Genomic DNA, 26,463 nt, shown 5'->3' with positions numbered 1-26,463 from the left:
CAAACTCTTCAGTTAAAATCATTTTGAAGTTTTAATCTAAACTTCCAAATCTGGCTCATCAATTTTCTGACTTAAATTTCGCTCAAATAAACTTCGAGTAATTTAAACCAATCAATCAATGAAATATGTTCGATCGATCAATCAGCAAAAATCCACACAAGTTGTTCTTCATAATCTCTTAATGATTTCCTGTTATTTCGTCAATAACAGCACCAATTCAATCAACACTGCGTTGGTGTGTTGCGTATTCTATACAGTTTTTGAATAGACGCAATATATTTTTTAGTTTTTTTTCAAAAAAAGCACCATCCGCCCAAATTTTAGACGCATTTCATATTTTTATCACACTTTTCTTATAATTTGTCTTTTTTTCGCACGTTACTGGATTGGTTTTTAAATAAATCCTTTTAAGGCGATAACAAAAAACAACCAGCTCAATGGAGCTGGTTGCAAATCAACATTAATTGGCTTGTTCTGCAAGCCATGACATGAATTTTTGTCGCTCTGCTTTAGTGGCTTGTTGCCACAATTGAATCAATTGTTGCTCTTTGCCCTGTGTTTGTTTTGCTGTAGGCAATGTTACTGAGGTGGTTTTCTCAGATGGCAACACTGCTGCCGCGGTATAAACTGCTGCTGGCTGATTGACCGCAGCACTATTTTGAGTGGTATCTACAGTTTTATTAAGCCAACTACCACCTAACCAACCAGTTGAGTTTGCTTTAGCACCTGTTTGTTGTACCAGCAACTGATTCTTTTGATTATATAAACCAACGCTTGGTTGATCTTTGAATTCTTTTGCAGCATCGAAGTCTTTAGGTGGATTTACCAAAGCGAGTCGATAGTTTTCGCCATCTTGAAGAATTGGGGTTTTGAGTGTAATGACGTCTGATTTTAAAATATCGTGCGCACCATTATGATGTTCAAAATATTGTTGATAACGCAAGTTAATGACATTTTCACCCGCATTGACTTTCACTTGCTGTGCAGAACTGAATAAACCTGAACGAATTTGTTGATCATTTACAGCGAGCAACTTAATTTCTTCAGGTACTGCAATAGTTACTGCTGAAAATGCTGAACTACAAGCCATCAATGCAATACTTGCTATGCCTAATTTAAATGCCATATTTCACTCTATATCGTTTATTAAAGTTTGATTGCACTATGCAATGTATAAATGACAGTTTTATGACAATTCATGGGTTTAGGCATTTGCACATGAATAAGTAAGTTGTAAGGCACATCACTACCCCCAGAAACAAAAAAGTAGGATGAATCATCATCCTACTTTTTTGTCTGTGCAGTATGTGTTGCTAGAGCTTAGTTAAAGCTTTTGAAACGTGCTGCATCATCCATAAATGTTTTTTCACCAGCAGGTGCTTCAATTGAACCAAACACTAATTGTGCACGTAGTTTCCAGTTTGCAGGAATGTCATAAGTTTGCGCAACTTCTTCATCTACGATTGGATTGTAGTGCTGTAATGATGCACCCACATTGATTTCAGATAAAGCTGTCCACGCTGCGAATTGTGCAATCCCTGTCGAATGTTCTGACCATACTGGGAAGTTGTCTGCATATAGCGGGAATTGCTCTTGTAGACCTTTTACAACATCTTGATCTTCAAAAAATAAAGCTGTACCAAAACCTGCAATAAAGCTATTAATTTTTGCTTCAGTGTTTGCAAATGCTTCTGCAGGAACCATTTTATGTAAAGTTTCTAAAACGATGTTCCAAAATTGTGTATGCGATGCACCGTATAAAGTCACAACACGTGAAGTTTGCGAGTTAAATGCAGATGGGCTTAAACGAACTGCTTGTTTGATTGTACTTTCAATAGTTGCCTGATCTACAGAAACATTTTTACCAAGTGCATAGATTGAACGGCGTTTTTCTAATTGATTTAAAAATGACATTTTTAATTCCTCTGCAGAATTTTGTATAAATTAATTGATACAGCGATATTAAGCTTTTTATTCAGCATAAACATTACAAAAAATACGACAGTGTGTTTTATGTATAGAACGATTATAGTTATATAAAGTGACAAATGTATGTGACTGCATTTAGGGTCTGTTGACATTTCATAAATGGCTTGCGCTGTAGGCTAAAACTGAGCAGATCAGGCATGAAACGCAGGGAATAGCGAGACTATTGCCAAGTTTCATAACGCAATCTGAGAAAGTTTTAGCCACAGCCTGAGCAAAAACAAGCACTGCTTTGTTTGCAGCGCAAGGCGCAGCGAAGGACGAGCATATTTTTTGCTGCTATTGCGTTATGAGTCAGTCACTTAGAATGACTAAATTTCCTGCCTCATGCCTTATATCAGCTAAAAAATATGCGTAGTCGCAAACATAGACGAATTGTCAACAGACCCTATTACCTTTTATTCTATAGATACAGTCTATTGCAATATAAATATGCTGCGGTTCGCTCTTTGTAGCACATAATAATAAGCTGATTTGACCAATCTTCATCAAATGCTGTTATTTAAGCATAGACTTTAAATTGATTTTGATAGTGTGCATGACTCCGTTCGGTTACTTCTTCTTCAATTGATCCAAAAACGAGTTGTGAACGTAACAACCATGTATCTGGAATATCAAAATGCTCTGCCACAGCACGGTCTATGTTTGGATTATAATGCTGTAAAGATGCACCCACGCCTGAATCTGCCAATGCTGTCCACACTGCAAATTGCGCCATGCCTGAAGTTTGCTCCGACCAAATTGGAAATTCTGCAGCATTAAATGGAATTTTCTTTTGCAATTGACGAATCACTTGTTGATCTTCATAGAACAATACCGTGCCAAAAGCTGCTGCACATTGTTCGATTTTCATTTTAGTACCTGCAAAAACCTGCTCTGGTACAAACTGACGTTGTACTTCCTGTACTAAATTCCAAAATTTTTTATGTGATTCAGAAAATAAAATAACCACGCGCGTACTTTGTGAATGATGTGCCGATGGACAGCTACGCACAGCTTCCTGAATCAGCTCGGTCATATAAGTTTGGCTAAAATGAACGCGTTTTCCTAAAGCATAAATACTACGGCGCTTTTTTAATTGATCGATGAAAGTCAGTTCATTTGCGTCATAGTTCGGCTTTTTCTTAAGCTTAAAGTCTTTCGTGATATCTGCTGTAAGCACATGACCAATTTTATTTAACAGTGTCATTTTGACTTCCCCAAAAAACCAATCAAAATCAATCTAATATTTTTTCTTATTCTATATAGACGAAAGTGCTTTTATTCACATTCGTATTTTTAGCTGCTGCTTTTTACAACACTCAAACCCGCTAAAAACAACAAACTCCGCATTTTGCGAAGTTTGTGTGAAACTTACAGCATTTTACATTTTAGCTTTAAAACTTAATTCAAAACTTATTTTTCAGTTTCAAACAGTGCTGCAACAAATGCTTTGGCTGAGAATGGACGTAAATCATCAATTTTTTCACCCACACCAATAAAGCGAATTGGCACATGGCTACGGCTTGCAATGTTAAATAACACGCCGCCTTTTGCAGTGCCGTCCAGTTTAGTGATGGTGATGCCTGTTAAGCCAACAGCCTCATCAAACATTTCAACTTGGTTAATGGCATTTTGACCCGTGCCTGCATCCACAACCAACATCACTTCATGCGGTGCAGTCGCATCAATTTTTTGCATCACACGCTTAACTTTAGTCAATTCTTGCATCAGGTTGCTTTTGTTATGCAAACGTCCAGCAGTATCTGCAATTAACACATCAATGCCTTTGGCACGCGCACTTTCAAACGCATCGAAAATAACAGAAGCACTGTCTGCACCGTGACCTTGTGCAACAACGGCAACATCGTTACGCTCACCCCAAATCTGCAATTGTTCTGTCGCTGCAGCACGGAAAGTATCCCCTGCGGCCAACATGACTTTTTTACCTTCGCCTTGTAAGCGTTTCGCTAACTTGCCAATGGTTGTGGTTTTACCTACACCATTCACACCCACGACTAAAATCACATAAGGGGTTTTATTGGCATCAATATGTAAAGGTTTTACCCGTGGCGCAAGCAAAGCCACTAATTCTTCTTGCAAAGCCTTATATAAAGAATGTGAATAAATTAAGTCGCCACGCGCAGTACGCTCGGTCAAATTGGCAATAATGGTTTTCGTTGCATCTACACCAATATCTGCAACCAACAGTTGTTCTTCGACTTCTTCTAATAATTCATCATCAATTTCTTTACCGCCAATCAGAATATTCACCATGCCATCGGCAAAGTTTTTACGGGTTTTGGTTAACCCTTCTTTCATGCGACTAAAGAAACCACCTTTCGCAGGCGCATCCGTGTCTGATGATGTTTCTGCAGCATGTTCAGAGGTTTCTGCTTGTTGTAGAGGTGTTGTTTCAACAATCGGAATATTTACCGCTGGTAAATTCGGTAATGTGACATCATCATCTCCGATATCAGCATCAATCAAAAATTTATTTTGCCCATTAGATTGCTGTTGCATGCCGAATCCTTGAAAAGCATTGCGTTAAAAAATCGGATTCTAACATAAACCAATTGCTTTTACCTCGTATTCCAACCACATAGCCGCATACAAAAAATACCTACAGCAATCCTTGCCTTTCCGCTTTAATTTCTGAAAGATAAGCCGATAACGATTGATCTCCACTTGCTTATGTTCCAATTTTCGATGAAGTCTGTTTGTGCGTTGCTTTGGGGTTTAACAGCTTCGATTAGCCATGCTGAAGTTTTAGCTGCGAATAACACTTTTGAAACCACACTCAACAATGGTTTAAAAGTCATTATCCGTGAAGACCATCGTTCTCCCATAGTGATGACTCAAATTTGGTACAAAGTGGGCAGTAGCGATGAGTCCGGAAATACACTTGGGATTTCGCACGTACTTGAACACATGATGTTTAAAGGTACAGCCAAGGTGCCGAATGATGAATTTACCCGTTTAAGTCGTATTTATGGTGGCAGTGTCAATGCAGCAACCTTTACCAATTACACGAATTATTATCAGCTCTATCCCAAAACTTATTTCCCACTGGCTTTAGAGTTGGAAGCCGACAGAATGAGTAATTTGTTACTTCGCCAACAAGACTTTGAGCCTGAAATTAAGGTGGTAATGGAAGAACGGCGGCAACGTACCGATGATAATCCACGGGCTTTGGCTTTTGAACGCTTTAAATGGATTGCCTACCCAACCAGTCATTATCGCCAACCCATTATTGGGCACATGAAAAACTTGCAAAGCATTCAGCTGCAAGATGTACAGGCGTGGTACAAAAAATGGTATCGCCCCAATAATGCTATTCTAGTGATTGTGGGCGATGTAGATCATCAAGCCGCATTGTTGCAAGTCCAAAAGTATTTTGGAGATATTCCGAAAGCACCTACGCCACCGCGCAATGATGTGTTGGAGTTTGAACAATTAGGTTATCGGCACATGGAATTGTCTGCGACTGTGCAAGTTCCTAATTTATATATGGCTTGGAATGTCGGTTCATTGGCAACAGCTAAAAATCCTCAAAATGCCTTCGCGCTCACTATCATCAAACAACTGTTAGACAGTGGAATTACTTCACGTTTAGAACAGCGCTTGGTCAGAAACAATAAGATTCTTAGCTCAGTCAGTGTCAGTTATGACCCGTATCAACGTGGGGATAGTTTGTTTAGTATTTCAGCATTGCCTGCAGCAGGTGTAACGTTAAGCGAAGCACAGGTCGCGATTCAAAACGAAGTGGATACGCTAAAACAGGATTTGGTCAATTCAAGTGAAATTGAGCGCGTGGTGACTCAATTTGTGGCCAATTGGATTTATAGTCAGGATGATTTGGCAGGACAAGCCCGAACCATTGGCAATTTGGAAGTCAATGGATTCAGTCACCGTTTAATCGATGTTTTACCACAACACTTCCAAGCGATTACTGCCCAGGATCTGCAACGTGTTGCGCAAAGTTACTTTAACAAAGACAGACTTAGCACCTTGTATTTATTACCTCAAAGCACAACACCTTAAACTGTGATTTTCATGAAAAAACATCTATTCAGCACGCTTATTTTAAGCACTAGTTTTAGCCTATGTTCTGCTGGCTTTGCGATGGAAACTGCCACCAGAGCAGCGCATGATTTTGCTGAAACAGATGTAAGTACGCCTTTACAATCTTTGAGCTTGCTGCACAGTTTAAATGCCGTAAATGAATTGGTCGATGTTCGCGCTCCACAGGTATATGAATTAAAAAATCATCGACACGTACGCACTTTATTTGTCGAAAATCCTGCTTTGCCAATGGTTGATATCCAACTGACTTTTAATGCAGGTTCTGCCCGCGATGCAGAAATTGAAAAAGGTTTATTTGGCGTTGCCAATATGGCAGCCCAACTGATTGATGAAGGCACCAAGCGTTATAAGGCAGAGGAAATTGCCGCAGCCTTTGAAACCACAGGCGCACGTTTTAGTACCACGGCGTACCGCGATATGTTTGTGGTACGGCTAAGAACACTGTCTGATCCGCAGAAAATGCAAACTGCCGTCAAAATGATGCTGGAAATACTGAAACATGCAACTTTTGAGCGTTCTAATATCCAGCGTGTGCAAAGCAATACACAAATTGGGCAAAAACAACTGCAAGAAAATCCAAGCCGTTTAATGAATATTCGCTTATATCGCGCAATTTACGGACAACATGCCTATTCAGAACCCATTACAGGCACCAATGGCAGCATCAAACGGATTCAACCAAAGCACTTACAACAATTTAGAGATCAGTTTCTGGTCGCGCAAAATATGAACATTGCCATTACAGGCAAATTAACCTTAAAAGAAGCAGAAAAACTTGCCAATACCATCAGCGCACATATTGCCCAAGGTGTTGCAGCAACAGCTTTGCCACAGCCTACACCTGCAACACGTTTCAACATCCAGCATATTCCCTACCGGTCACAACAGGCGCATGTCAGTATTGCACAACTTGCGACTACACGGGATGATCCTGACTATTTGGCTTTAGAAATTGCCAATAAAATGCTGGGCGGCAGCAGTTTCAATTCAATTTTGATGAAAGAATTACGAGTAAAACGTGGCTACACTTACGGTGTTAGCAGTTCGTTTCGTTTTACCCAAGCAGCGGGTTTGTTTAGCTTAGGCTATTCTACGCGCCAAGATCAGTTACTCGATAGTATTCAAGTCGCTCACCAGAGCTTAATTCAGTTTGTACAACAACCTATGAATTTAGAACAATTAAAAGAAACCAAAGCAGGTTTAATTCGTGCATTTCCGAATCAATACAGCAGCAATGCCAGTATTAATGCCCAGCTTGGGCACATCGGTTTTTATCGACTTCCTGCAAATTATTTAAGTGATTATGCAGAACGAGTGGAAAAAGTTACCGCTGAAGATGTGCAACGTGCAATTCGCAAACATTTGCATCCTGATCGTTTAACTTTAGTAATTGTGAGCGAACATTTAGATAAAGCCGCATTGGTAAAAATGCTGCAGGACAATTTACTCGCACCAACATCTTTAACACCGACACCGCACAATATGAATAACATGCCAACAGAAAAAATTACTCTTGCACCAAGGCAGGAAGTTGTTGAGCCCGATCTTGCTCCATTTGATGTGCCTGCATCAACTTTAAATAATGCACATAACGAATCGGACGTTGATTGAGTAAATGAACTGCCATGTCTTGGGTATTGGCATACATAGATTGTTGTGACAAACGCTCAACATTTTGAAATTGTTGCACCCCAACTGGGCGATAAAGCGCAACACTTGCTAAAGTTAAAATAATAAAAATGATACTCAGCACAACAATATTATAAATTTGCTCGAGTTTCAGTTGAGAAATAAATTGAATCGTTTTTTGAATTGCGTTGTGCATGACCTACCTCTAATCGCCTTAGTGTAGGATGCCCTTGTGAGATGTACAAGTTAAACAGCTCAATTTTACTGTATCGTCACAGTAAAAATTGAGCCTTTTTCTACAAATTCTACAAAGGATTTAGCTTTAGCCAATCGTGCCACGAATTACCGCAAAGTATAAAACCAATGCAATGACTGCAAGCACCAAGAAAATAGCAAATACACTGACACCGCCCTCTGCTTCGGCAGGATGCAGTTCATCTTCATCGGCAATACGGAGTAATTCACCATCATAATTACGATAAAACTCTATACGATCGCTTCGCTCTAAAGTTTTAGCAAAGTCAGCCACACGTTTACGTTGCGCCAAGCAGTATTCACCTAAATGAACATCTCGACGGAAAATTACCTCATCTAGTTTTTTACGGTGATGATGTGCCAACTCAATAATTTGAGAAGTCAATGGAGGTACATCAAAAGCACATCCGTCTACGGATCTTGTCATGTTGTTCTCCTTTTTTATCATGCTTAGAGCTTTAGTTTAATCAAAATTAAACTTGTTCAATGTTTAATCATGTAAACTTGAAATATGCTCATTAACCCCGATAATTATTTGACAATTCAATCAAATTGTAATATTAGTTTAACAATAAAGCGTTAAATTGATATGAAGCCTAAAAGGTAGGCTTAAAATAAGTAATCATAATTACAATAAGGAGTTTAATATGATTCAAACGATCTCTCACCATGACTTAGAGCATGTTTATGCAAATGCAGTAAACACGATTCATTCACAAATGAACTTCCAAGACGCGGTAAAACAACTCGAAGAAGCTGCACGTGCAGGACATGGTAAAGCGGCAATGTTCTTAGCAGAACTGTATTATCAAGGTTTCCGCGTAGAACGTGATTCATTGAAAGCGCAATACTGGCAAAACATGGCCACCATGCAAGCATAATAAAACGTCACTTAGGTGGCGTTTTTTTTGACCCTTTTTTTTAGATGCTCCAACCATAAATACATATTTGTTTACGATTTTAAGCAAAGCTTAAACGGTATATTCATCAATTCTTTTTACAATATAGCCAAATTTTACAACCTTGCTTGATTATGAATCAGATTAACCAACTCCACCCTTTACCAAAGGATTTTCTGCTTAAAGTTACACTATTAAAATCAATGATGTACTGCGGTGTACTTTGGGGTTTATTCCATCAAGGTTGGGCAATGAGTTCAGATCACGATGATTATATTTTCCCTTTTTGGTTAAATGCGGTACAAGCGCATAAATATGCTGCTAAACACTGGCCACAATATAGTCCTCGTAAAATTTCCGCGCAGGATTTTGAAACTTTTTTATTACCAACGCTCACCCGTTTAAATGTCACGCCAACCTTGTTTGGTTCGTCAAGTCAAAAAATTAAACTAACCACTTCACAAATGAAGCATTTCTTTTTTAATGAACCTGCGTTAAATATTGCTTAAATAAAAACTGAATAGAATTGACGTAAAAATCAACAATCGTGACTCTAAAGTATTTGCAATTTTTACAATTCACGTTACTTTAAAAGTCAAACAATAAACAACAAATCAGGACACAGAATATGACCAAGGTAACTCACGTTTTACAAGATAAAGCACATCACGAAATTTACACAATTCGCCCAGAAGCAACGGTTTTAGAAGCAATTAGTTTAATGGCTGAAAAAGGCATTGGTGCGTTGGTGGTTACCGATCAAAACAATCATGTGGTTGGTATTCTGTCTGAGCGTGATTACACCCGTAAAGTTATTTTGATGGAACGAACTTCTAAAAGCACAACGGTTAGTGAAATTATGACTGCTAAAGTACTGACCGTGACCAAAAACACCAGTGTGAAAGAATGCTTAAACTTAATTACTGACCATCATTTACGTCACTTACCTGTACTTGAAGGTGAGCAGTTGGTAGGTTTAGTGTCGATTGGTGACTTGGTGAAAGCGACTATGGATGATCAGCGCAAACTGATCGAGCAGTTACAACAATATATTGCAAGCTAAGACACTGTTTTATAAAACCTGCCAAATATAAAGTAAAGATAAAAAACCGCCTAAACTTACACATTTAGGCGGTTTTTCATATTCAGTAGAATTAATTCAAACCTAATTTTTCTGCTACATAGTCTGAATCTTTATCACCACGACCTGAAAGATTAACCACAATTTTCACGTTTTTTGCCATTTTTGGTGCTTCACGTAATGCCCACGCCACCGCATGTGAGCTTTCCAAAGCAGGTACAATACCCTCTACACGTGACAACGTCATAAAGGCATCTAAACATTCTTGGTCAGTTGCCGTTGAATACTCCACGCGACCAATGTCTTTTAAGAAGCTATGCTGCGGCCCCACACCCGGATAATCCAAACCTGAAGCAATTGAATGTACTGGCAATGGCTCGCCTTGTTCATCTTCAAGCACATAACACGCCATACCGTGTAATTGACCCGGTTTACCCAAAGTTAAGGTTGCAGAGTGCTGATCTGTATCTAAACCATGACCTGCAGGTTCTACACCCACAAGCTTAACTTCTGGGTCATTTAAGAATGCGGTAAATGCACCCACTGCGTTTGAACCACCGCCCACACATGCCACGATATAATCTGGATTTACTCCAAAGCGTTCTTGGCTTTGCATTTTAATTTCATCGCCAATAATTGCTTGGAAATCACGTACCATTTTTGGAAATGGGTGTGGGCCAACCACCGAACCAATTGCATAAATATAATTTTTCGGGTCTTTTAAGTATTCTTCAAAAGCACTGTCTACAGCATCTTTTAAAGTCGCTGTACCACGTGTGACTGAAATCAGGTTAGCACCTAAAATTTTCATTTTCACGACGTTTGGATGTTCTTTTTCAATATCCACCTGTCCCATGTGAATTTCACACGGAATTCCCACTAGCGCACATGCCGTCGCCAAGGCTACCCCGTGCTGTCCCGCACCAGTTTCTGCAATGACTTTGGTTTTACCCATATATTTGGCTAGTAATGCCTCGCCTAAACAGTGGTTAATTTTATGTGCACCAGTATGGTTTAAATCTTCACGCTTTAAATAAATTTGCGCACCACCTAACTGTTCAGATAAACGCTTGGCATGGAATAAAGGACTTGGACGGCCAACATAGTGAGCAAACAAATCTTTTAATTCATTCTGAAATTCTGCCGTTTTACGAATTTCCTCATAAGCAACGTTAATTTCATCCATGGCTTCTTTTAAATGTGGTGGAATAAACTGCCCGCCATATTGCCCGAAAAAACCGTCTTCATTCGGTAATGCGATGCCATTGATTTGATGATCCATATCGATCCCCTCAGATTGAAATTCACGTTGCCTATCGTGTCTGCACTTACTTAGTCTTCGCCTAACAATCACTCAAAAGTTGAGTGATATTGACGAAAATGACGATTAACGCGCCAAATATTTAGTCATATCTTCAATGCCTTTTAAAGTCATTGGATACATATGATGTTCAAAAATTTGTTTAATTAAACCAATGGTATGTGTGTAATGCCAATAGCCTTCCTGTTCAGGATTCAGCCATGCGGTTTTTTCAAAATGCTGACGCAGACGTTGTAACCAAACTTGCCCTGCCTCATCATTCATATATTCTACCGAACCACCAATCGAATTCAGCTCATAAGGTGCCATACTCGCATCACCGACCACAATTACCCGATAGTCGCGTCCATAGGTATTCAACAAATCCCACGTATTCATACGGGTACTGCTACGGCGTAAATTGTCTTTCCAAACATAGTCGTATAAACAGTTGTGGAAATAAAAATATTCGAGGGTTTTAAACTCTGTTTTGGCCGCACTAAACAGTTTTTCACATTGGGCGATGTGTGCATCCATCGAGCCACCCACATCAAACAACATCAACACTTTGACGCGATTACGACGTTCTGGCACCAATTGCACATCTAAAATGCCCTGTTTGGCAGTTTCTCGGATAGTGCCATCAATATCCAATTCTTCAGCTGCACCTTGACGGGCAAATTTACGCAAACGACGCAGTGCCAATTGCATTTGTCGTGTACCTAAAATCTGTTCATCGTCTAAATTTCGATACTGACGCTGCTCCCAGACTTTAACAGCTGAACGCTTACGTCCAGGCCCACCAATGCGTACACCTTCAGGATGATCACCAAAAGCACCAAACGGTGATGTACCGCCCGTACCAATCATACGGTTGCCACCCTGATGCTTTTTATGCTGCTCGCGTAAACGCTCTTCCAGCATTTTCATCAATTCTTCTAAAGAACCTGCTTTTTTCAGCTCTTCGCGTTGTTCTGGCGTGAGATGTTTTTCTAATAGTTCTAAGTCGAACCAGTCTTTAGGCAATTGATGAACTTGCTGCAGTAAATCATCTAAATCAAAAGTGGAAATGCCATCAAAATAATCTTTCATGGCACGGTCAAACTTGTCAAAAAAACGCTCATCTTTGACCATGACGGTTTTAACAAGTTGATAGAATTCATCTTGATCTGCAAAAACCAGACCCGATGCCACCGCCTGATTTAAGTCAATCAATTCACGTGTGGTGACAGGTACACCGTAACGTCGCAAGGTATAAAACAAGCGCACGAACATGGCGTTGTCCTCCCTTAACGGCGCGACATAAAGGCTAAACGCTCAAGCAATTGCACATCTTGTTCATTTTTGATTAATGCACCGTATAAAGGCGGAATGGCTTTGCTTTTATCGCTATTACGCAAAATATCTTCCGGCATGTCATCTGCCATCAATAGGCTTAACCAATCAATTAATTCAGACGTAGATGGTGGTTTTTTTAAGCCCGGAACTTGGCGCAATTTAAAGAAAACTTGTAAAGCTTCTGAAACCAATGTGCTTGAAATATTCGGGAAATGCACATCGATAATATCGCGCATGGTCGCTTCATCTGGGAAATCAATATAATGGAAGAAACAACGACGTAAAAAAGCGTCTGGCAGCTCTTTTTCATTATTTGATGTGATGATCACGATTGGACGTTGTGTTGCCGTAATGGTTTCGCCTGTTTCATAAACATAAAACGACATTTTATCGAGTTCATGTAGCAGGTCATTTGGGAATTCAATATCTGCCTTGTCAATTTCATCAATCAACAACACACAGCGTTCTTCGCTGGTAAATGCTTCCCACAATTTCCCGGGTTTAATATAGTTTTTAACGTCATACACACGGTCATCGCCCAGTTGGCTGTCACGCAAACGCGACACTGCATCATATTCATATAAACCTTGCTGCGCTTTGGTGGTCGATTTAATGTGCCATGTAATCAACTTTAAACCCAAACTTTTAGCAACTTGCTCTGCCAATAAGGTTTTACCTGTACCTGGCTCACCTTTCACCAAAAGCGGTTTTTGCAAAGCACGTGCGGCTTTCACCGCAAGTTTTAAACTATCAGTCGCAATGTACTGATCTGTACCCGAAAATTGTTGCGCATCAACAGACATGATTTTACCTTAATTGTTTTAGTTACAGTGGTGAGGTATTTTTCTTGGCTTTATAAGTCGTTTGTTTAAGACGGTATCTTGACCAGAAATAACCGATCAATAAGCCAAGACCGATCACAAATAAAATGGCAGATAAATTAGACCAAACCAATGGGGTTTCTTTGGTTAAAACACCAAAAAGAAGTCCAAAGATGGCTGGGGCAAGTGCTGCATTGCTGCCTTCTGATACTGTTGGGGTAAGTAAAATTGCAAACAGCACAATCCAAGTGATACCACCTAACGGATTGGGCAAGCGTTTGGCAATTTCGTACCAGCACCATAAAATAATGGCACTCCCCAACAAATAAACAGAAACAGCAATTGCAGTTTCAGGAATTGAATCCAATCCAGTCATCACACTATTCATTTCTCAACTCCTGAATAAAGCTTAAGCACCACGTAAACCTTCTGGTTCAACGGCATTTGGGTTAATTAAGCCTTCTGGTGGCACTTGAATAAAGAAGCCACGTGTTTGAATAGAATCCATGACATGCAAAACATTCACACGTGCCAACTTACGGCTTTCAGACAGTTGCAAATCCATTACAAATGTCGCACGACCAAATGCAACTCGCATTGGCTCAGGTAAAACCTCTAGCGGGTTAAACGCTTCTGCTTGATTCTCAGTTTGCTCAGGACGGGCGATGTATAAATACATCTCATCTTTTTTGCTCGATTTATAAATTGAACAGTGCATAAACAACAAAACTCTAAAAACTCAGGCAAAGGATACAACAAAAAAAACCGAGATACATTAACCATTATTAACGCATTGGTCTATGTTTACACTCAAACAAAGAATGGCGTGAAAATTCATCCATTTTCAGGTGAAAAACGGCTTTATTTAAAATGTGGATCGGTTTGATTTATTCAGCAACTTTCATCTGACCAGACAAATAACGCTCGTCGGCATGTAAAACTTCAATTAAAGGCTTGGTGAGTAATTCATAACGCCAACCTAACAAATAGTTAGGCAAATCTTGCTCATCGTTATGAAATACCACATGCTGATAAAGCGCATTGAGCCATTTTTTACGCAGCAAAACTTCTTTTGGAATTTGAGTTTCCTGTACGGCACGTTGAATCACCTGTTCTACATTTTCGCCCACTTCTTTTGAAGAATGACGAATTGGTCGCGCCATACGTAATGGCCATTGTGATTGATCAGGCAAATATTTAATTAAATCTAAAATAGTTTTGCCATGTTCACGCACAATATGCGCACGTAAATCTTTAATAGTACTGAGCTGGAACTGATTTTTAGGATTTTTCTCGACCAAGTCCAGCATAGTAGAATTACGCAAAATAAAACTACGTGGTTGGTTTAAGGCTTTTACCATTTGCTCACGCCAAACGGCCAATTGTTGCAATTGCATGAGTTGACGGCGTGAATGACGATAGTTGCCCACATCCTGATACAACAACTCTAAAGGTGTTTCTTCACCAATTTCCTGAGTTAAATTGCGGCAATCTTCTTGTGCAAAATCCAGTAAATAATTTTGTTTTAAGTCGGTTTGTACCTTATCTGCCAATTGCATTAGATACAGCACATCATTGGCAGCATAATTTAACTGCTCATCGGACAACGGACGTGCAAGCCAGTCTGAGCGAGTTTGCCCTTTATCAATATCGACATTGAGCATGGTTTTTAAAGCGTTTTGATAACTGACTTGTAAACCATGCCCTAAAAATGACATGCCAACTTGGGTATCAAACACGTTATCTAAGTTTTTTTGCTGTGCATAATGATAAATTAAATCAATATCTTCACCGCAGGCATGAAAAATATTTTGCTGCGCCTGAAACAGTTTTTCCCAAAATGCACTTAAATTTAAAGAAGTGCCATCTAACAAATAGACCTGATCATTCACATTAATTTGGAATACACCCAATTTTGGCCATAAAGTATCAACCTTAATAAATTCGGTGTCTAAACCATAAATGCTGTTTTGGCTCATTAATGCCAAGACATTTTCAAAGTCTTTTTGTTGGTGAATAAATTGGAACATAGCGAGCAGGTAAAACAGGATTCTCTAGGGGTTCATTTTAAACATTAAATAGCATTTAGCTATAAAAATATGTCCAGTATTTTCAATTTTTATCTTATTTCTAAGTCGATACAGTGAAAATTTAAATTTTTTATCGTTTTTTTATCTTAATTTGATTTTTTATTGGCTTTAAAGGCAAGTAGTCCTTTTCATGGATGATTTATCAATTGATTATTCATATAAAATAGCCACACATGCGAAATAAACATCCACATGAAATAAGCACCTAAATGCTTATTTCATTCGCATCCGATTATGCACCGCCTGACTTAAAGTATGGCTATCGACATATTCAAGTTCGCCACCTTGCGGCACACCTTGCGCAATACGGGTCATCTGCACAGGCAAATGTTTGGTCGCTTCTGCCAAATAGTGCGCTGTCGCCTGACCTTCTACGGTTGCATTGGTCGCCAAAATGACTTCGGTAATGTTGCCATCACTTAAACGCTGAACCAGATATGGAATACCAATTTCGTCAGGCCCAATGCCATCTAAAGGTGATAAGTGTCCACCTAAAACATGGTATTTGCCACGAAAACTGCCGCTTTGCTCAATCGCCATGACATCGGCCGGAGATTCCACCACGCAAAGTAAGTGTGCATCACGATCATGTGAGGCGCAAATATTGCAGACTTCATCTTCCGTTAATGAGTGACAAATTGAACATTCATGAATATAGCTAGTAGCTTCGTTCAAAGCATGAGCCAAACCGACTGCACCTTCTCTATTTTTCATAATCAGGTGCAATGCCATGCGTTGAGCCGATTTTGGCCCAACACTTGGCAAAATGCGTAGCGCTTGTACCAGTTGATCAAAACGATCACTAAACATACGCCGTTCCTTAGAATAAACCAGCCAAGCCCGGTGGCAAGCCCATGCCTGAGTTTGCAGACTTCATTTTTTCTTCAGAAATTGCTTCGGCTTGACGGGCAGCATCATTCATTGCAGCGGCAATCAAATCTTCAATCATGTCTGCATCGTCTTGCAATAATTCAGGGTTGATTTCAATGCGTTTGACCACATTACGGCAGGTCATAGTCACTTTCACTAAACCACCACCTGCTTCTGCATGCACTTCAGTTTGCGCAAGTTCTTCTTTGGCTTTTTTAATGTTGTTTTCCACTTCTTTTTGCATGCGCTGTGCTTGCTGCATCAACATATTAATGTTCATAAAAATCTCCGAACAAATGATCTATTTAGTTTTAAATGAGGTCTAAACCGCGCTCGATGTCGCGAATAATATCATCAATATCTTCCAAGCCAACAGAAACACGAATTAAACCTTCGCTGATACCTGCTGCTTGTTTGGCTTCTGGGGTCATTCTGCCATGCGATGTTGTTGCAGGATGGGTAATGGTTGATTTTACATCGCCCAAATTACTGGTGATAGATAGGAAGCGTGTGTTGTCAATCACAGTCCACGCGCCTTCACGCTCGCCTTTCACCACAAAAGATACAACACCACCAAAGCCAGACTGTTGTTTTTTCGCCAACTCATGCCCCGCATGATGCGGCAGACCTGCATAATACACTTTTTCAACTTTTGGATGTGCATCTAGCCACTCGGCAAGTTTTTGTGCGCTAGCGCAATGTGCTTTCATCCGCAGGCTTAAAGTTTCTAAACCTTTTAAGAAAATCCATGCGTTAAATGGACTTAATGAGTTACCCAAAGTACGAATCACACCGTTGATTTCTTCAACCAGTTTATCTTTGCCCACCACAGCGCCGCCTAAAGCACGTCCCTGCCCATCAATATATTTGGTCGATGAGTAGATAATTAGGTCAGCACCAAATTTAATTGGTTGTTGTAAAACTGGGGTACAGAAGGTGTTATCAACTGCAAATAAAGCATTATTTGCATGTGCAATATCGGCAATGGCTTGTAAATCGCCTACTTGTGCCAATGGATTTGATGGTGTTTCAATAAATAACAAACGCGTATTTGGACGAATCGCTTGCTTCCAACTGTCTAAATCTTCTAAATCAACAAAAGTGACATCGACACCAAACTTCATCACGTATTTTTCAAATAGTGAAATGATCGAGCCAAATACAGCACGTGAACAGACTACATGATCACCCGCTTTAAGATAAGCCAAAGTGATCGCATGAACGGCCGCCATACCCGAACTTGTCGCAACCGCACGTTCTGCACCATCTAATACTGCCAAGCGTTTTTCAAAAGCCTGTACAGTTGGATTGGTATAACGTGAATAGGTATTGCCTTCAATTTCACCTGAGAATTTTGCAGCTGCATCGGCAGCATTTTCACAAACAAATGATGAAGTCAGGAAAATTGGCTCACTGTGTTCGCCTTCAATTGTACGGTTGTGTCCGGTACGAATTGCCAAAGTATCTAATTGATATTCAATGTCGTCGTGTTGACTCATCTTTACTGCTCAGCCCTAAACTTAGTCCTAAGACCTGTTTGTTAAATAATTGCCAACATTTTGAGCGCCAAGCGCATTTAAGGTCAAGGTAAAATGTATAAATATCGCTTAGACTTCATTCAAATCGGCGCCACGTGTGATGGAACACCTCATGAATCAGCTACAAAGAAAATTTAATCCGCACCGAAAAAAGCTTAAAAACCTCAGCACTCGCTTATTTAAAAGCCGTGATTTGATCTTATCTCAGACCACGCCATACGACATCGTGGCACGTTATAAGTATGCGCAGATTCGCTATTACGCTTCGCCAGATAAGCAATATAAAGAGCCGCTGGTTTTTGTTGCGCCTTTAGCAATTACCATGTCGATTTATGACTTATATCCTTATCGCTCTTTAGTGAAACATTTTCAGCATAGCGGTTTTGATGTGTATTTGGTTGATTGGGGACAATTGACCTATCAACATTGTCATTTAAATTTTATGGCTTTTATTCAGGATGCAATCCCTAATTGTATTCAACTCATTTTACAACACGCCAAAGTCGAACAAATTTCACTACATGGTTGGAGTATGGCGGGTATTTTTGCCATGCTTTATACCGCCGACCAACAAACAACTCATATTAAAAACTTGATGGTTTTGGGTAGCCCTGTAGATAGCTATGCTTCGGGGCGGGTTGGTAAACTCTTTCAACTGACCAATCAACTGATTTCTAAATATCCCAAATTGCAACATGCCTTTTATTCAGGAAAAATTCCAAAGCATTTAATTCATACACCGGGTTTAATCAATGCGATTGGTTTTAAGATTTTAGACCCTAGAGCATGGCTGGAAAGTAATAAACAGATGCTGTCGAATCTGCACGACTTACAAACCTTGCATGAAAACGCAACTTTAGCCAATTTTTTAAATAATATGATTGATTATCCGGGTGGGATTAATCAGGACATGGTATTGAATGTATGGCTGCAAAACCCACTCAAACAAGGTCATATTCAACTCAAACAACATCAGATAGACCTTAAAAATATTCATTGTTCACTTTTGGTCGGTGCGGGTGATAGCGATCAAATTGTCACTGCTGAAGCTGCTCAACCTTTATGTGAATTGACAAGTAGTACCGATGTCACGTTTACTCTTATTCCAGGTGGACATTTGGGTTTAATGTCCAGTCAAAAAAGTGCCAATGAATTCTGGCCTAAACTGACCACTTGGTTAGAACAACGATCTAGCAAAATTGCATAAAGAGAGCAAAAACATGATTCAATCTGTTGCATTTATTGGCTTAGGCGCAATGGGCTACCGCATGGCAGCCCATTTACCTAAACATTTTGATACGGTCTATGTCTGGAATCGTAACTTTGCCAAAGCCGAGCAACATGCTGCTGAATATGGCACACAAGCGGTTGAATTGGCTCAAGCGGTGCAAGCAGATATTATTTTTTCTTGCTTGCCTACCAGTACCGAAGTTGAAAACCTGATTGCACAAGTTCCGCTGAAAGCAGGTTCAGTCTGGGTCGATTGCACCAGTGGCGTACCCGAAAGTGCTAAAAAATTGGTACAACAACTTGAAACACAACAGATCGACTTTTTAGATGCACCTGTAAGTGGACAAACGATTGGTGCAGAAAATGCCACCTTAACAGTCATGATTGGTGGTAAAGCAACTGCTTTTGAAAAAGCCTTACCTGCAATTCAGGCTTTTGGTAAAGTGATTCAGCATGTGGGGGAACCCGGTGCTGGCTTTGCCGTAAAAGCGGTGAACAATATGTTAATGGCAGTAAGTTTGTGTGCTGCAGCTGAAGGCTTTACCACCTTAAAAGCGCATGGCGTAAACTTAAATCAGGCCTTGCAATGCATTAATGCTTCGAGCGGTAAAAGCGCAGTAACGGAAATGATTTTGCCGCAGCGAGTACTGAACCGTGCTTTTCCAAAGACTTTTGCTCTGCCTTTACTGGCCAAAGACACAGGAATCGCATTGGATTTAGTCCGTGAAGCAGCTTTGCCTGCACCTGTATTGGCTTTAACCCAAAGCCTGATTCAGGCAGCGAATTTAACCGCAGAAAAAGACAGTGATTTTTCCACTGCTGTGAAAATGTATGAATTATGGAGTAATATTACCCTAGAGTAAGAACTCGCCATTGAATATGCAGCCATAAACCCAATAATGTGTATTAAGTGGCTAGTCACACCATCATTAAATAGAGGAAACTCTTATGAACAAGTTTAGCATTGCCGTATTTGCAAGCCTTGCAACTTTAATTGGGGCAAGTTCAACTGCTTTTGCATCCGAACAAGAATGTCAAAAACTTAAAAATGACCACGATGTTATTTATGCATCTAAAGGGTTCTGCTTCAAAGACCCAGAAGCTAAAGCACGTTTTGGTAATGACAACTGCTATACAACCAAACCTAAGTTTTCTGAAAAAGAACAACAACGTCTTGACGCAATCAAAGAACGTCAAAAAGAACTGAACTGTAAATAACCGTTCTGAAATATCAAAGCTGAATTTAAGGAATCATAATGGCTTACGATGATCAAAATATTTTTGCAAGAATTCTACGTGGCGAACTTCCTGCAATTAAAGTGTATGAAGATGACCAAGTGCTTGCGTTTATGGACATCATGCCGCAAGCCGATGGTCACACTCTCGTGATTCCTAAAACACCTGCAGTAACTTTATTGGATTTACCTGCAGATGCAGCAGCATATACCATTCAAATTGTGCAAAAAATTGCAAAAGCAATGCAGCAAGCTTTGGGTGTAGATGGTATCGTGTTAATGCAATTGTCAGGTACAAGCGCAGGTCAAACTGTCCCCCACGTGCATTTTCACTTAATTCCGACGTCGGTACATCAGCTTGGGAAACATGCTGCACAAATGGGCGACCAAGACAAAATTAAAGCCCAAGCGGAAAAAATTAAAGCAGCGCTCTAAAATATTTCCAAAATAAGCAGCAAAAATGAATGGAGCACCTGCTCCATTTTTTTCATCTCATACTTTAACCCTGCATTTTTTCAAGCAGTTTATGACAATAGCATTTCAGTCTGCTTGCAATTAAGTTATTCATTTCATATATTTTTTCTAAATTTAAAAACTCAGTCACTAAAAAAATGCGAATAAAAGTAAGTTTTTGATCTAATTTGTACTTTTTAATAATTTTGAAATATTTCCTTAATATTACTGTCGCATTTGTAAGGAATACTTAGCACCAATAGAGAACAGCGGTAGATCAACCCTACTTCTGAACAATGTTTAGGACTAAAAAACAATAGTCTGTATTGGAGCTACACATGAAAAAAACGCTTTGCGCATTAGCAGTTGGGGCAACCTTTTTAACACCAGCATTAGCGATGGCTGCTGATGTTAAAGTTTATGGTCGTGCACACGTATCTTTAGACTATCTTGATGATGGTAAAGACTATAACGAAGTTGGTCTTTCTTCTAACTCATCACGTTTAGGCTTCAAAGCTGAACAAAAATTAGAAAACGGCATGACTGTTTTTGGTCAAGTTGAACAAGAAGTTAACTTTGCTAGCGGTAGCCAAGATGGTAAAAGCGTAGACTTTGCTACTCGTGATACTTTCGTAGGTTTAAAAGGTGACTTTGGTCAAGTACGTGCAGGTCGTTTTGACAGCCCATTTAAAGTTGCTCGTGGTCCAGTGAACTTCTTTGGTGATATGGTTGGTGACATTCGTAACGTAACACGTGTTAGTGATAATAAGTTTGATGAACGAAATGAAAATACCGTTGAATATAAATCTCCTAAATTCGGTGGTGGTTTTAACGTACTTGCAGCTTTATCATTACATCCAAGCACTTCAATTCCCAAAGATGCAACGACCGGAGAAGGTCAGGACGACAATAAAGCTTACGATCTGGCTTTAACTTATAAAGAAGGTCCTGTTGACTTTGCAGCTGCTTATGAACGCTATGAAGAAAACTCTGCAATTGGCTCGGGTGAGCGTGATGGATTCCGTATCGCAGCAGCATACAAAATCACACCAGAACTAAACTTAGGTGGTTTATACCAATATCTTACACATGACTTGGAAGGTACTGCAACCAAATATGCTGATGCACAAGTATTTGGTGTAGCGGCAGACTATAAAGTAGCACCAAAGACTTATGTACGTGGTCAGGTATTCCACCGTGACGTTGACACCGAAGATGCAAACTCTACACTTTTAGCAGTTGGCGTGGAACATCGTTTAGACAAGGCTGTACGTGTATACGCAAACCTTGCAACCATGTTAAATGATAAAAATGCTGATCTTACTCCTTGGAAAGAAGGTCGTAGCTTTGGTAACTCCGTAAAAGGTGCTAAAGACGAAAACTCAACAGCTCTTTCTTTAGGTTTCCGTTACGACTTCTAAGTCTGAACCAAACTTAAAACATAAAAACACGCTTCGGCGTGTTTTTTGCATACTTAAAAAACCAAATAAAAACTAAGCCAACAAACTTGCTGGCTTAGTTTATTCAAGTCAGTTTTGCAAAGCTGAATTTTTCAATATTAACGCTTTAAAAATCCAGACACTAAATTCATCACTTGTTGAATATCATCATTGGCTTCTTGTTTGCTAGTTTGCTCACCTTGTGGTGTCAATGAATCAATAATTTGCGGCAATACTGCAGAAATCGCATTATAAATATCTTGCTTTGGCGCCTGAGTTTGCTGTGCGACCTGCTCTACATCGGCATCATCAAATAAACTTTGTACTTGTTCAGCACCTACATGCGCATTTTCACCTGGGCCTGTAGACACCCAATCATCCACCTGACTGGTTAAGCCTTGTCCTTTGAGTTTATCCAAAGCACCTTGCAAGCCACCCTGTTTTTGAATCCATGCCAACACCAAAGGCAAAACTGCAATCAATAAACTTTGTGTACCTGAAGCACCTGTAGCAGAACGCTGTTGTTGCCCACCTAACTGACCTAGTACCGAACCAAGAATGCCACCCAAGCCGCCTTGCGCAGATTGTTGGTTATTACCACCAAGTTGCCCCAAAACCGAACCTAAAATACCACCCAATCCACCTTGAGATTGATTAGATTGCTGATTCGCGCCCAATGCCTGCTTTGCTAAAATTTCAACAATATTGCTTAAATTGGTCATTTTATTTTCCTCATAATGCCCTTATGACAGCATACGAAGTTTTGACTGAATTGCGCACTTGAAATTGTTAAATTTTACAATATTCTAAATTTGTTAAGCAGTTATCATTATTAGGTTCTTATGAGTTTAATGCACCACTTACCAACGGAATTTATCCCAATTTTCAGGGTTTGCCCAAAACTTAGAATTAAACCAATCAGGCACGTGCTTATAAGTCAAAATATTAAATTGCCATAAGCACAAATGATGCTGCTCAAAGCGATGTTCAATCAATTGCGTAAAACCAAGCGCTCTAAGCAATTGCTCATCTTCACGCGCAGCAATCACCACAATACGTTTTGCCAATAAATCACGTAGCTTCACCAAAATTTGCGAGGTGTGTTGTGGCGTCTGCACAGCAAAATCTGCAGCATCTAAAAATACAACTGCCAAATCAAAACGTTGGGTAAAAGGCAGATTTAAAAATGCCAATGCGCTAAAATACTGCCATTGGATAGTTGGCTGCTCATCAGCCGCTTGATTGTTATACTTCGGGCTTGCTTCAATATTTTGCCCTATACACAATGCAGTAGAAATTGGCTGTTGTTGAGATAAATCATCAATTAATGCTTGAATTAAACGCATTTCAGCCATCACTGCATTCCTTCATTTTCGAGAGAGTATTCTTATGGAACTACAAGGCATTTGCCATAAAATGCACGCAGGTCTTAAGGACCATAGTGTAACTGATGAACAGGTACACAAGGCAAATGTTGAATATAAATTTATTCTAGACCGTGCAGAAATTGACCTGCCTTTTCAGCTTGGGCAAGAACTTGAACTGGAATGGACGGGCAATATTTATTGTGTTTCTTGTGGTGTGAAAACACCAAAATCCTATTCGCAAGGACATTGTTTCAAGTGTTTTAAAACCAAAGCATCTTGCGATATGTGCATCATGAAGCCTGAGACCTGTCACTATCATTTAGGTACCTGTCGTGAAGATAGTTTTGCTCAAGAAGTCTGCTTTCAACCGCACATCGTATATTTAGCCAATTCAAGTGCTTTAAAAGTGGGAATCACCCGTTTAGGTCAAATGCCAACACGTTGGCTAGATCAGGGCGCAACTCAAGCCTTGCCAATTATGAAAGTCGGCTCACGCCGTTTATCTGGGCAATTGGAAGTTATGTTTGGTACACAGGTCGCAGATAAAACCGACTGGCGCAAACTACTCAAAGGCGAAGCAGAGCCTTTAAACCTAGTTGAAGTGCGTGAACAACTGATTGAAGAGTTTGCACCTAAAATTCAGACCATTCGTGATGAGTTTAGTCAAAACCTTGAATTCAACGAAACGGTAGAGCTTTTAGATCAGGAACTTCCGCGTGAATTTGTTTATCCTGTAGAACAGTATCCTGAGAAAATTAAATCGCATAACTTAGATAAAACCCCAATTATTCGCGGCAAACTGCAAGGAATTAAAGGGCAATATTTAATCTTGGATACAGGTGTCATCAACATTCGTAAATACACAGGTTATGAGCTAAAAATTCGCGCTGAATAAATCTTGAAACTGCTTACTTAATCATTTTAGATGCACAAAAAAACCAGCAAAATTGCTGGTTTTTTTGTAGATGTTCATCACTTATTTGATTTTCGCTTTCGATTTCAAATATTGCGTATAGTCATCTAGCTCTTGTTGAGCACGTAATTGTTGATACAACTGCGCTAACTCTTTCAGTTGCTCAGGCGTTAAAGCATTCGATGTAGTATCGTTTACATTTGATACAGCTACCACCACCAATTCATTTGGTATAGATGCTGTTGTTACTGACCACATACCATCTTTAGGCGCAAGCACACTAAATGCAGCACGTTCAATTTCACGCTTTAACAAACCATCTGCACGGGTGAATGTGCCTGCATTTTCAAAACGGATTTGGTTTTTCGCCAAAACGGTCGCTGCAGGTTGAGTTTTAAAGGCATCCAACGCAGCTTGAATATCTTTTTTCGCTGCATCAAAGGCTTTTTTCTCAATCAGTTTAGCTTTTACGCGGGGTGTTGCTTCTTCTAAAGTTTGCACACCTGCGGCATGGTAATTACGCACTTTCACCCATACCACATCGCCATTGGCTAAAGTAATGTTACTCGATGCGTTGCGATCGCCATTTTTCACATCATCATTAAACAATTTAACTTTGACAGATGGCTGGCTTAAAACAGGATGCTGCGCCGCCAAAGTTAAACCATTAACAGATTCGACTTTGGCCGTTTTCACTTCTTCTGCCACAACATCTAAAGCATCACTACTCACCACCAATTCATTTAAGCTGTTGATGGTATCGGTATACGCATTTTCAGTTTTGGCTTTTTGCAACTCTGCCATTAAACGTGCTTTTTGAGTTTCAAACGCAGGGACTTGAACTGTAGCACCTTCTGTTTGAATCACATGATAGCCATATTGAGTTTTAATCGGCTGTGATACTTCACCAGATTTTAAGCTACCCACGGCTTTGTCAAAGGCATCGCCAAATACGCCTGCTTCATAACCTGCAACCTCACCACCTTTGGCTTTAGACTCAGGATCATCCGAATACTTTTGTGCAGCTGCAGTAAAGCTTGTACCTTGCTTAATTTCAGCTGCGGCTTGCTCTGCAAGTTTTTTAGCTGCGGCATCATCACGCGCATCGGTGGTGATTAAAATATGTTTCACTGTCGGTACAGCAGCACCTTTTTGAGTTTCGACAAACTTTTGATAAGCCTGTTGTAACTCTGCGTCAGTGACAGCCGTATTTGCAGGTGCAATATTGGCTGGAGTCACCACAATGTAATCGACATCAACGCTAGCAACCTGTTTAAAGGCATTGGCGTGCTGTTCATAATACGCAGCAATCTCTTGTGCATTTGTGGTGATGTTTTTCTTGTAGTCATCTAACTTAATGCTAGATAAATGCAAAGTACGTTGCTGGGTTTGTAAATTGGCAATTTGCTGAATATCAGACGGGCTAACTAAAGCATAATCGGTAAAGCTAGCACTCAGCATTTTTAACGCATGGTCTTGGCGTAAATTTGCCACAAGCGCCTGATTGGTCATGCCTACAGATTGCAGATAGTTCGCATACAAGCTTTCAGAAAACTTGCCATCTTGTTGGAAATTCGGTTGCTGTGCAATCATTTGTTCAATTTGTGCATCGCTCAAAGAAATCCCTAATTTCTCAGCTTGTTGTAATAACAAGGTACGTGCAACCAAAGTATCTTTGGCTTTGTTTTGAATATAATTTTGATTCAATAGTGTTTCATCACCATTGGTATAGGCCAAGTATTGTTCTTTCAAGGAATTGGTCAGATTATCTAATTCTCGTTTTGAAATTTGCTGACCATTGACTGTTTGTGCAGTGTCTTCAGACTGACCTCCACTAAAATATCCTTCAATACCTACAAGTGCTAAAGGGGTCAAGAACAAGACGAGCAAAACTTTGCCCAACCAACCCTTAATAACTTTACGAAAAGATTCCATAAGTATTCCAATATTTTAT

General features: G+C 39.8%; 29 protein-coding genes. 11 read left to right on the top strand and 18 right to left on the bottom strand.

Going from position 1 to position 26,463, the window contains the following annotated elements:
• Positions 1 to 460: 460 nt before the first annotated feature.
• The 4 genes from FTU71_RS10675 to ftsY all read right to left on the bottom strand — a co-directional run bounded on the left by FTU71_RS10675 (position 461) and on the right by ftsY (position 4,488).
• Positions 461 to 1,126, bottom strand: coding sequence for a DUF2057 domain-containing protein (locus tag FTU71_RS10675; RefSeq protein ID WP_096900938.1), 666 nt, complete (start codon positions 1,124 to 1,126; stop codon positions 461 to 463).
• A gap of 194 nt (positions 1,127 to 1,320) precedes the next feature.
• Complete coding sequence (locus FTU71_RS10670; RefSeq protein ID WP_004976581.1) at positions 1,321 to 1,914, bottom strand: nitroreductase family protein; 594 nt, start codon at positions 1,912 to 1,914, stop codon at positions 1,321 to 1,323.
• A 574-nt stretch (positions 1,915 to 2,488) separates the two neighbouring features.
• Positions 2,489 to 3,175: a nitroreductase family protein gene (locus tag FTU71_RS10665; RefSeq protein ID WP_096901452.1), complete on the bottom strand. Its 687-nt coding sequence runs from the start codon at positions 3,173 to 3,175 to the stop codon at positions 2,489 to 2,491.
• Positions 3,176 to 3,381: 206 nt separating this feature from the next.
• Positions 3,382 to 4,488, bottom strand: coding sequence for a signal recognition particle-docking protein FtsY (ftsY, locus tag FTU71_RS10660; RefSeq protein WP_004976589.1), 1,107 nt, complete (start codon positions 4,486 to 4,488; stop codon positions 3,382 to 3,384).
• A gap of 171 nt (positions 4,489 to 4,659) precedes the next feature.
• Between ftsY and FTU71_RS10655 the strand changes: the two genes are divergently transcribed.
• Both FTU71_RS10655 and FTU71_RS10650 read left to right on the top strand, forming a co-directional pair.
• Positions 4,660 to 6,009 (top strand): pitrilysin family protein, encoded by a 1,350-nt coding sequence (locus FTU71_RS10655; protein WP_180111972.1) that lies wholly within the window; start codon positions 4,660 to 4,662, stop codon positions 6,007 to 6,009.
• A 12-nt stretch (positions 6,010 to 6,021) separates the two neighbouring features.
• Complete coding sequence (locus FTU71_RS10650) at positions 6,022 to 7,662, top strand: pitrilysin family protein (RefSeq protein ID WP_131261451.1); 1,641 nt, start codon at positions 6,022 to 6,024, stop codon at positions 7,660 to 7,662.
• Here FTU71_RS10650 and FTU71_RS10645 read toward each other — a convergent pair.
• Positions 7,559 to 7,876, bottom strand: coding sequence for a hypothetical protein (locus FTU71_RS10645; protein ID WP_004976594.1), 318 nt, complete (start codon positions 7,874 to 7,876; stop codon positions 7,559 to 7,561). The two genes, FTU71_RS10650 and FTU71_RS10645, sit on opposite strands and share 104 nt — an antisense overlap.
• A gap of 126 nt (positions 7,877 to 8,002) precedes the next feature.
• Positions 8,003 to 8,362 (bottom strand): hypothetical protein, encoded by a 360-nt coding sequence (locus tag FTU71_RS10640; protein ID WP_004976597.1) that lies wholly within the window; start codon positions 8,360 to 8,362, stop codon positions 8,003 to 8,005.
• A gap of 220 nt (positions 8,363 to 8,582) precedes the next feature.
• On the opposite strand from FTU71_RS10640, the gene FTU71_RS10635 reads away from it, so the two are divergent.
• From FTU71_RS10635 to FTU71_RS10625, 3 genes are all read left to right on the top strand, one after another.
• Positions 8,583 to 8,816, top strand: coding sequence for a hypothetical protein (locus FTU71_RS10635; RefSeq protein WP_004976599.1), 234 nt, complete (start codon positions 8,583 to 8,585; stop codon positions 8,814 to 8,816).
• Between the two features lie 152 nt (positions 8,817 to 8,968).
• Entirely contained in the window at positions 8,969 to 9,343 is a 375-nt protein-coding gene (locus FTU71_RS10630; RefSeq protein ID WP_004976601.1) for a DUF2750 domain-containing protein, read from the top strand.
• A gap of 119 nt (positions 9,344 to 9,462) precedes the next feature.
• Positions 9,463 to 9,897, top strand: a complete 435-nt coding sequence (locus FTU71_RS10625) for a CBS domain-containing protein (protein ID WP_004976604.1) — start codon at positions 9,463 to 9,465, stop codon at positions 9,895 to 9,897.
• Between the two features lie 91 nt (positions 9,898 to 9,988).
• Here FTU71_RS10625 and trpB read toward each other — a convergent pair whose 3' ends face one another.
• The 9 genes from trpB to FTU71_RS10580 form a co-directional block, all read right to left on the bottom strand.
• A complete protein-coding gene (trpB, locus tag FTU71_RS10620; RefSeq protein ID WP_179990183.1) occupies positions 9,989 to 11,197 on the bottom strand; it encodes a tryptophan synthase subunit beta in 1,209 nt (402 codons plus the stop codon).
• Between the two features lie 105 nt (positions 11,198 to 11,302).
• Positions 11,303 to 12,490, bottom strand: coding sequence for a VWA domain-containing protein (locus FTU71_RS10615; protein WP_004976609.1), 1,188 nt, complete (start codon positions 12,488 to 12,490; stop codon positions 11,303 to 11,305).
• A 14-nt stretch (positions 12,491 to 12,504) separates the two neighbouring features.
• Positions 12,505 to 13,356, bottom strand: coding sequence for a MoxR family ATPase (locus FTU71_RS10610; RefSeq protein ID WP_004976610.1), 852 nt, complete (start codon positions 13,354 to 13,356; stop codon positions 12,505 to 12,507).
• Positions 13,357 to 13,378: 22 nt separating this feature from the next.
• Complete coding sequence (locus tag FTU71_RS10605) at positions 13,379 to 13,762, bottom strand: hypothetical protein (protein WP_180111971.1); 384 nt, start codon at positions 13,760 to 13,762, stop codon at positions 13,379 to 13,381.
• Positions 13,763 to 13,783: 21 nt separating this feature from the next.
• Entirely contained in the window at positions 13,784 to 14,092 is a 309-nt protein-coding gene (locus FTU71_RS10600; protein WP_180111970.1) for a YcgL domain-containing protein, read from the bottom strand.
• A 169-nt stretch (positions 14,093 to 14,261) separates the two neighbouring features.
• On the bottom strand, positions 14,262 to 15,404 hold the full coding sequence (locus FTU71_RS10595; protein WP_096901447.1) for an HRDC domain-containing protein: 1,143 nt from the start codon (positions 15,402 to 15,404) through the stop codon (positions 14,262 to 14,264).
• A gap of 273 nt (positions 15,405 to 15,677) precedes the next feature.
• Positions 15,678 to 16,274, bottom strand: a complete 597-nt coding sequence (recR, locus tag FTU71_RS10590; protein ID WP_004976618.1) for a recombination mediator RecR — start codon at positions 16,272 to 16,274, stop codon at positions 15,678 to 15,680.
• 10 nt (positions 16,275 to 16,284) lie between these two features.
• Complete coding sequence (locus FTU71_RS10585; protein WP_004976621.1) at positions 16,285 to 16,614, bottom strand: YbaB/EbfC family nucleoid-associated protein; 330 nt, start codon at positions 16,612 to 16,614, stop codon at positions 16,285 to 16,287.
• Between the two features lie 31 nt (positions 16,615 to 16,645).
• The gene (locus FTU71_RS10580) at positions 16,646 to 17,833 is read right to left on the bottom strand and encodes an O-succinylhomoserine sulfhydrylase (protein ID WP_096901446.1); all 1,188 of its coding nucleotides are present in this window, start codon (positions 17,831 to 17,833) and stop codon (positions 16,646 to 16,648) included.
• 151 nt (positions 17,834 to 17,984) lie between these two features.
• Between FTU71_RS10580 and FTU71_RS10575 the strand changes: the two genes are divergently transcribed.
• The 5 genes from FTU71_RS10575 (at position 17,985) to FTU71_RS10555 (ending at position 22,211) form a co-directional block, all read left to right on the top strand.
• Complete coding sequence (locus FTU71_RS10575; protein ID WP_131261453.1) at positions 17,985 to 19,079, top strand: alpha/beta fold hydrolase; 1,095 nt, start codon at positions 17,985 to 17,987, stop codon at positions 19,077 to 19,079.
• Positions 19,080 to 19,092: 13 nt separating this feature from the next.
• A complete protein-coding gene (locus FTU71_RS10570) occupies positions 19,093 to 19,965 on the top strand; it encodes an NAD(P)-dependent oxidoreductase (RefSeq protein WP_167845985.1) in 873 nt (290 codons plus the stop codon).
• 85 nt (positions 19,966 to 20,050) lie between these two features.
• On the top strand, positions 20,051 to 20,320 hold the full coding sequence (locus FTU71_RS10565) for a YARHG domain-containing protein (protein ID WP_136144520.1): 270 nt from the start codon (positions 20,051 to 20,053) through the stop codon (positions 20,318 to 20,320).
• 38 nt (positions 20,321 to 20,358) lie between these two features.
• On the top strand, positions 20,359 to 20,772 hold the full coding sequence (locus tag FTU71_RS10560; protein WP_004976632.1) for an HIT family protein: 414 nt from the start codon (positions 20,359 to 20,361) through the stop codon (positions 20,770 to 20,772).
• A 356-nt stretch (positions 20,773 to 21,128) separates the two neighbouring features.
• The gene (locus FTU71_RS10555) at positions 21,129 to 22,211 is read left to right on the top strand and encodes a porin (RefSeq protein WP_004976633.1); all 1,083 of its coding nucleotides are present in this window, start codon (positions 21,129 to 21,131) and stop codon (positions 22,209 to 22,211) included.
• 137 nt (positions 22,212 to 22,348) lie between these two features.
• Here FTU71_RS10555 and FTU71_RS10550 read toward each other — a convergent pair whose 3' ends face one another.
• Positions 22,349 to 22,951 carry a YidB family protein gene (locus FTU71_RS10550; protein ID WP_004976634.1) on the bottom strand — a complete coding sequence of 201 codons (603 nt, stop codon included), beginning with the start codon at positions 22,949 to 22,951 and terminating at the stop codon, positions 22,349 to 22,351.
• A 138-nt stretch (positions 22,952 to 23,089) separates the two neighbouring features.
• Positions 23,090 to 23,584 (bottom strand): DUF6231 family protein, encoded by a 495-nt coding sequence (locus FTU71_RS10545; protein WP_167845983.1) that lies wholly within the window; start codon positions 23,582 to 23,584, stop codon positions 23,090 to 23,092.
• A 34-nt stretch (positions 23,585 to 23,618) separates the two neighbouring features.
• Here FTU71_RS10545 and FTU71_RS10540 point away from each other — a divergent pair, with 34 nt between their 5' ends.
• Positions 23,619 to 24,491 (top strand): DUF2797 domain-containing protein, encoded by an 873-nt coding sequence (locus FTU71_RS10540; RefSeq protein ID WP_096901440.1) that lies wholly within the window; start codon positions 23,619 to 23,621, stop codon positions 24,489 to 24,491.
• Between the two features lie 81 nt (positions 24,492 to 24,572).
• Here FTU71_RS10540 and FTU71_RS10535 read toward each other — a convergent pair whose 3' ends face one another.
• Entirely contained in the window at positions 24,573 to 26,444 is a 1,872-nt protein-coding gene (locus FTU71_RS10535; RefSeq protein ID WP_131261456.1) for a SurA N-terminal domain-containing protein, read from the bottom strand.
• Positions 26,445 to 26,463 lie beyond the last annotated feature (19 nt).

The organism is Acinetobacter sp. YH12136, assembly GCF_013418545.1.
Classification (GTDB): Bacteria; Pseudomonadota; Gammaproteobacteria; order Pseudomonadales; family Moraxellaceae; genus Acinetobacter; species Acinetobacter towneri.
Note: the sequence above shows the minus strand (reverse complement) of the source record. Positions and strands in the feature narration are given on the sequence as shown.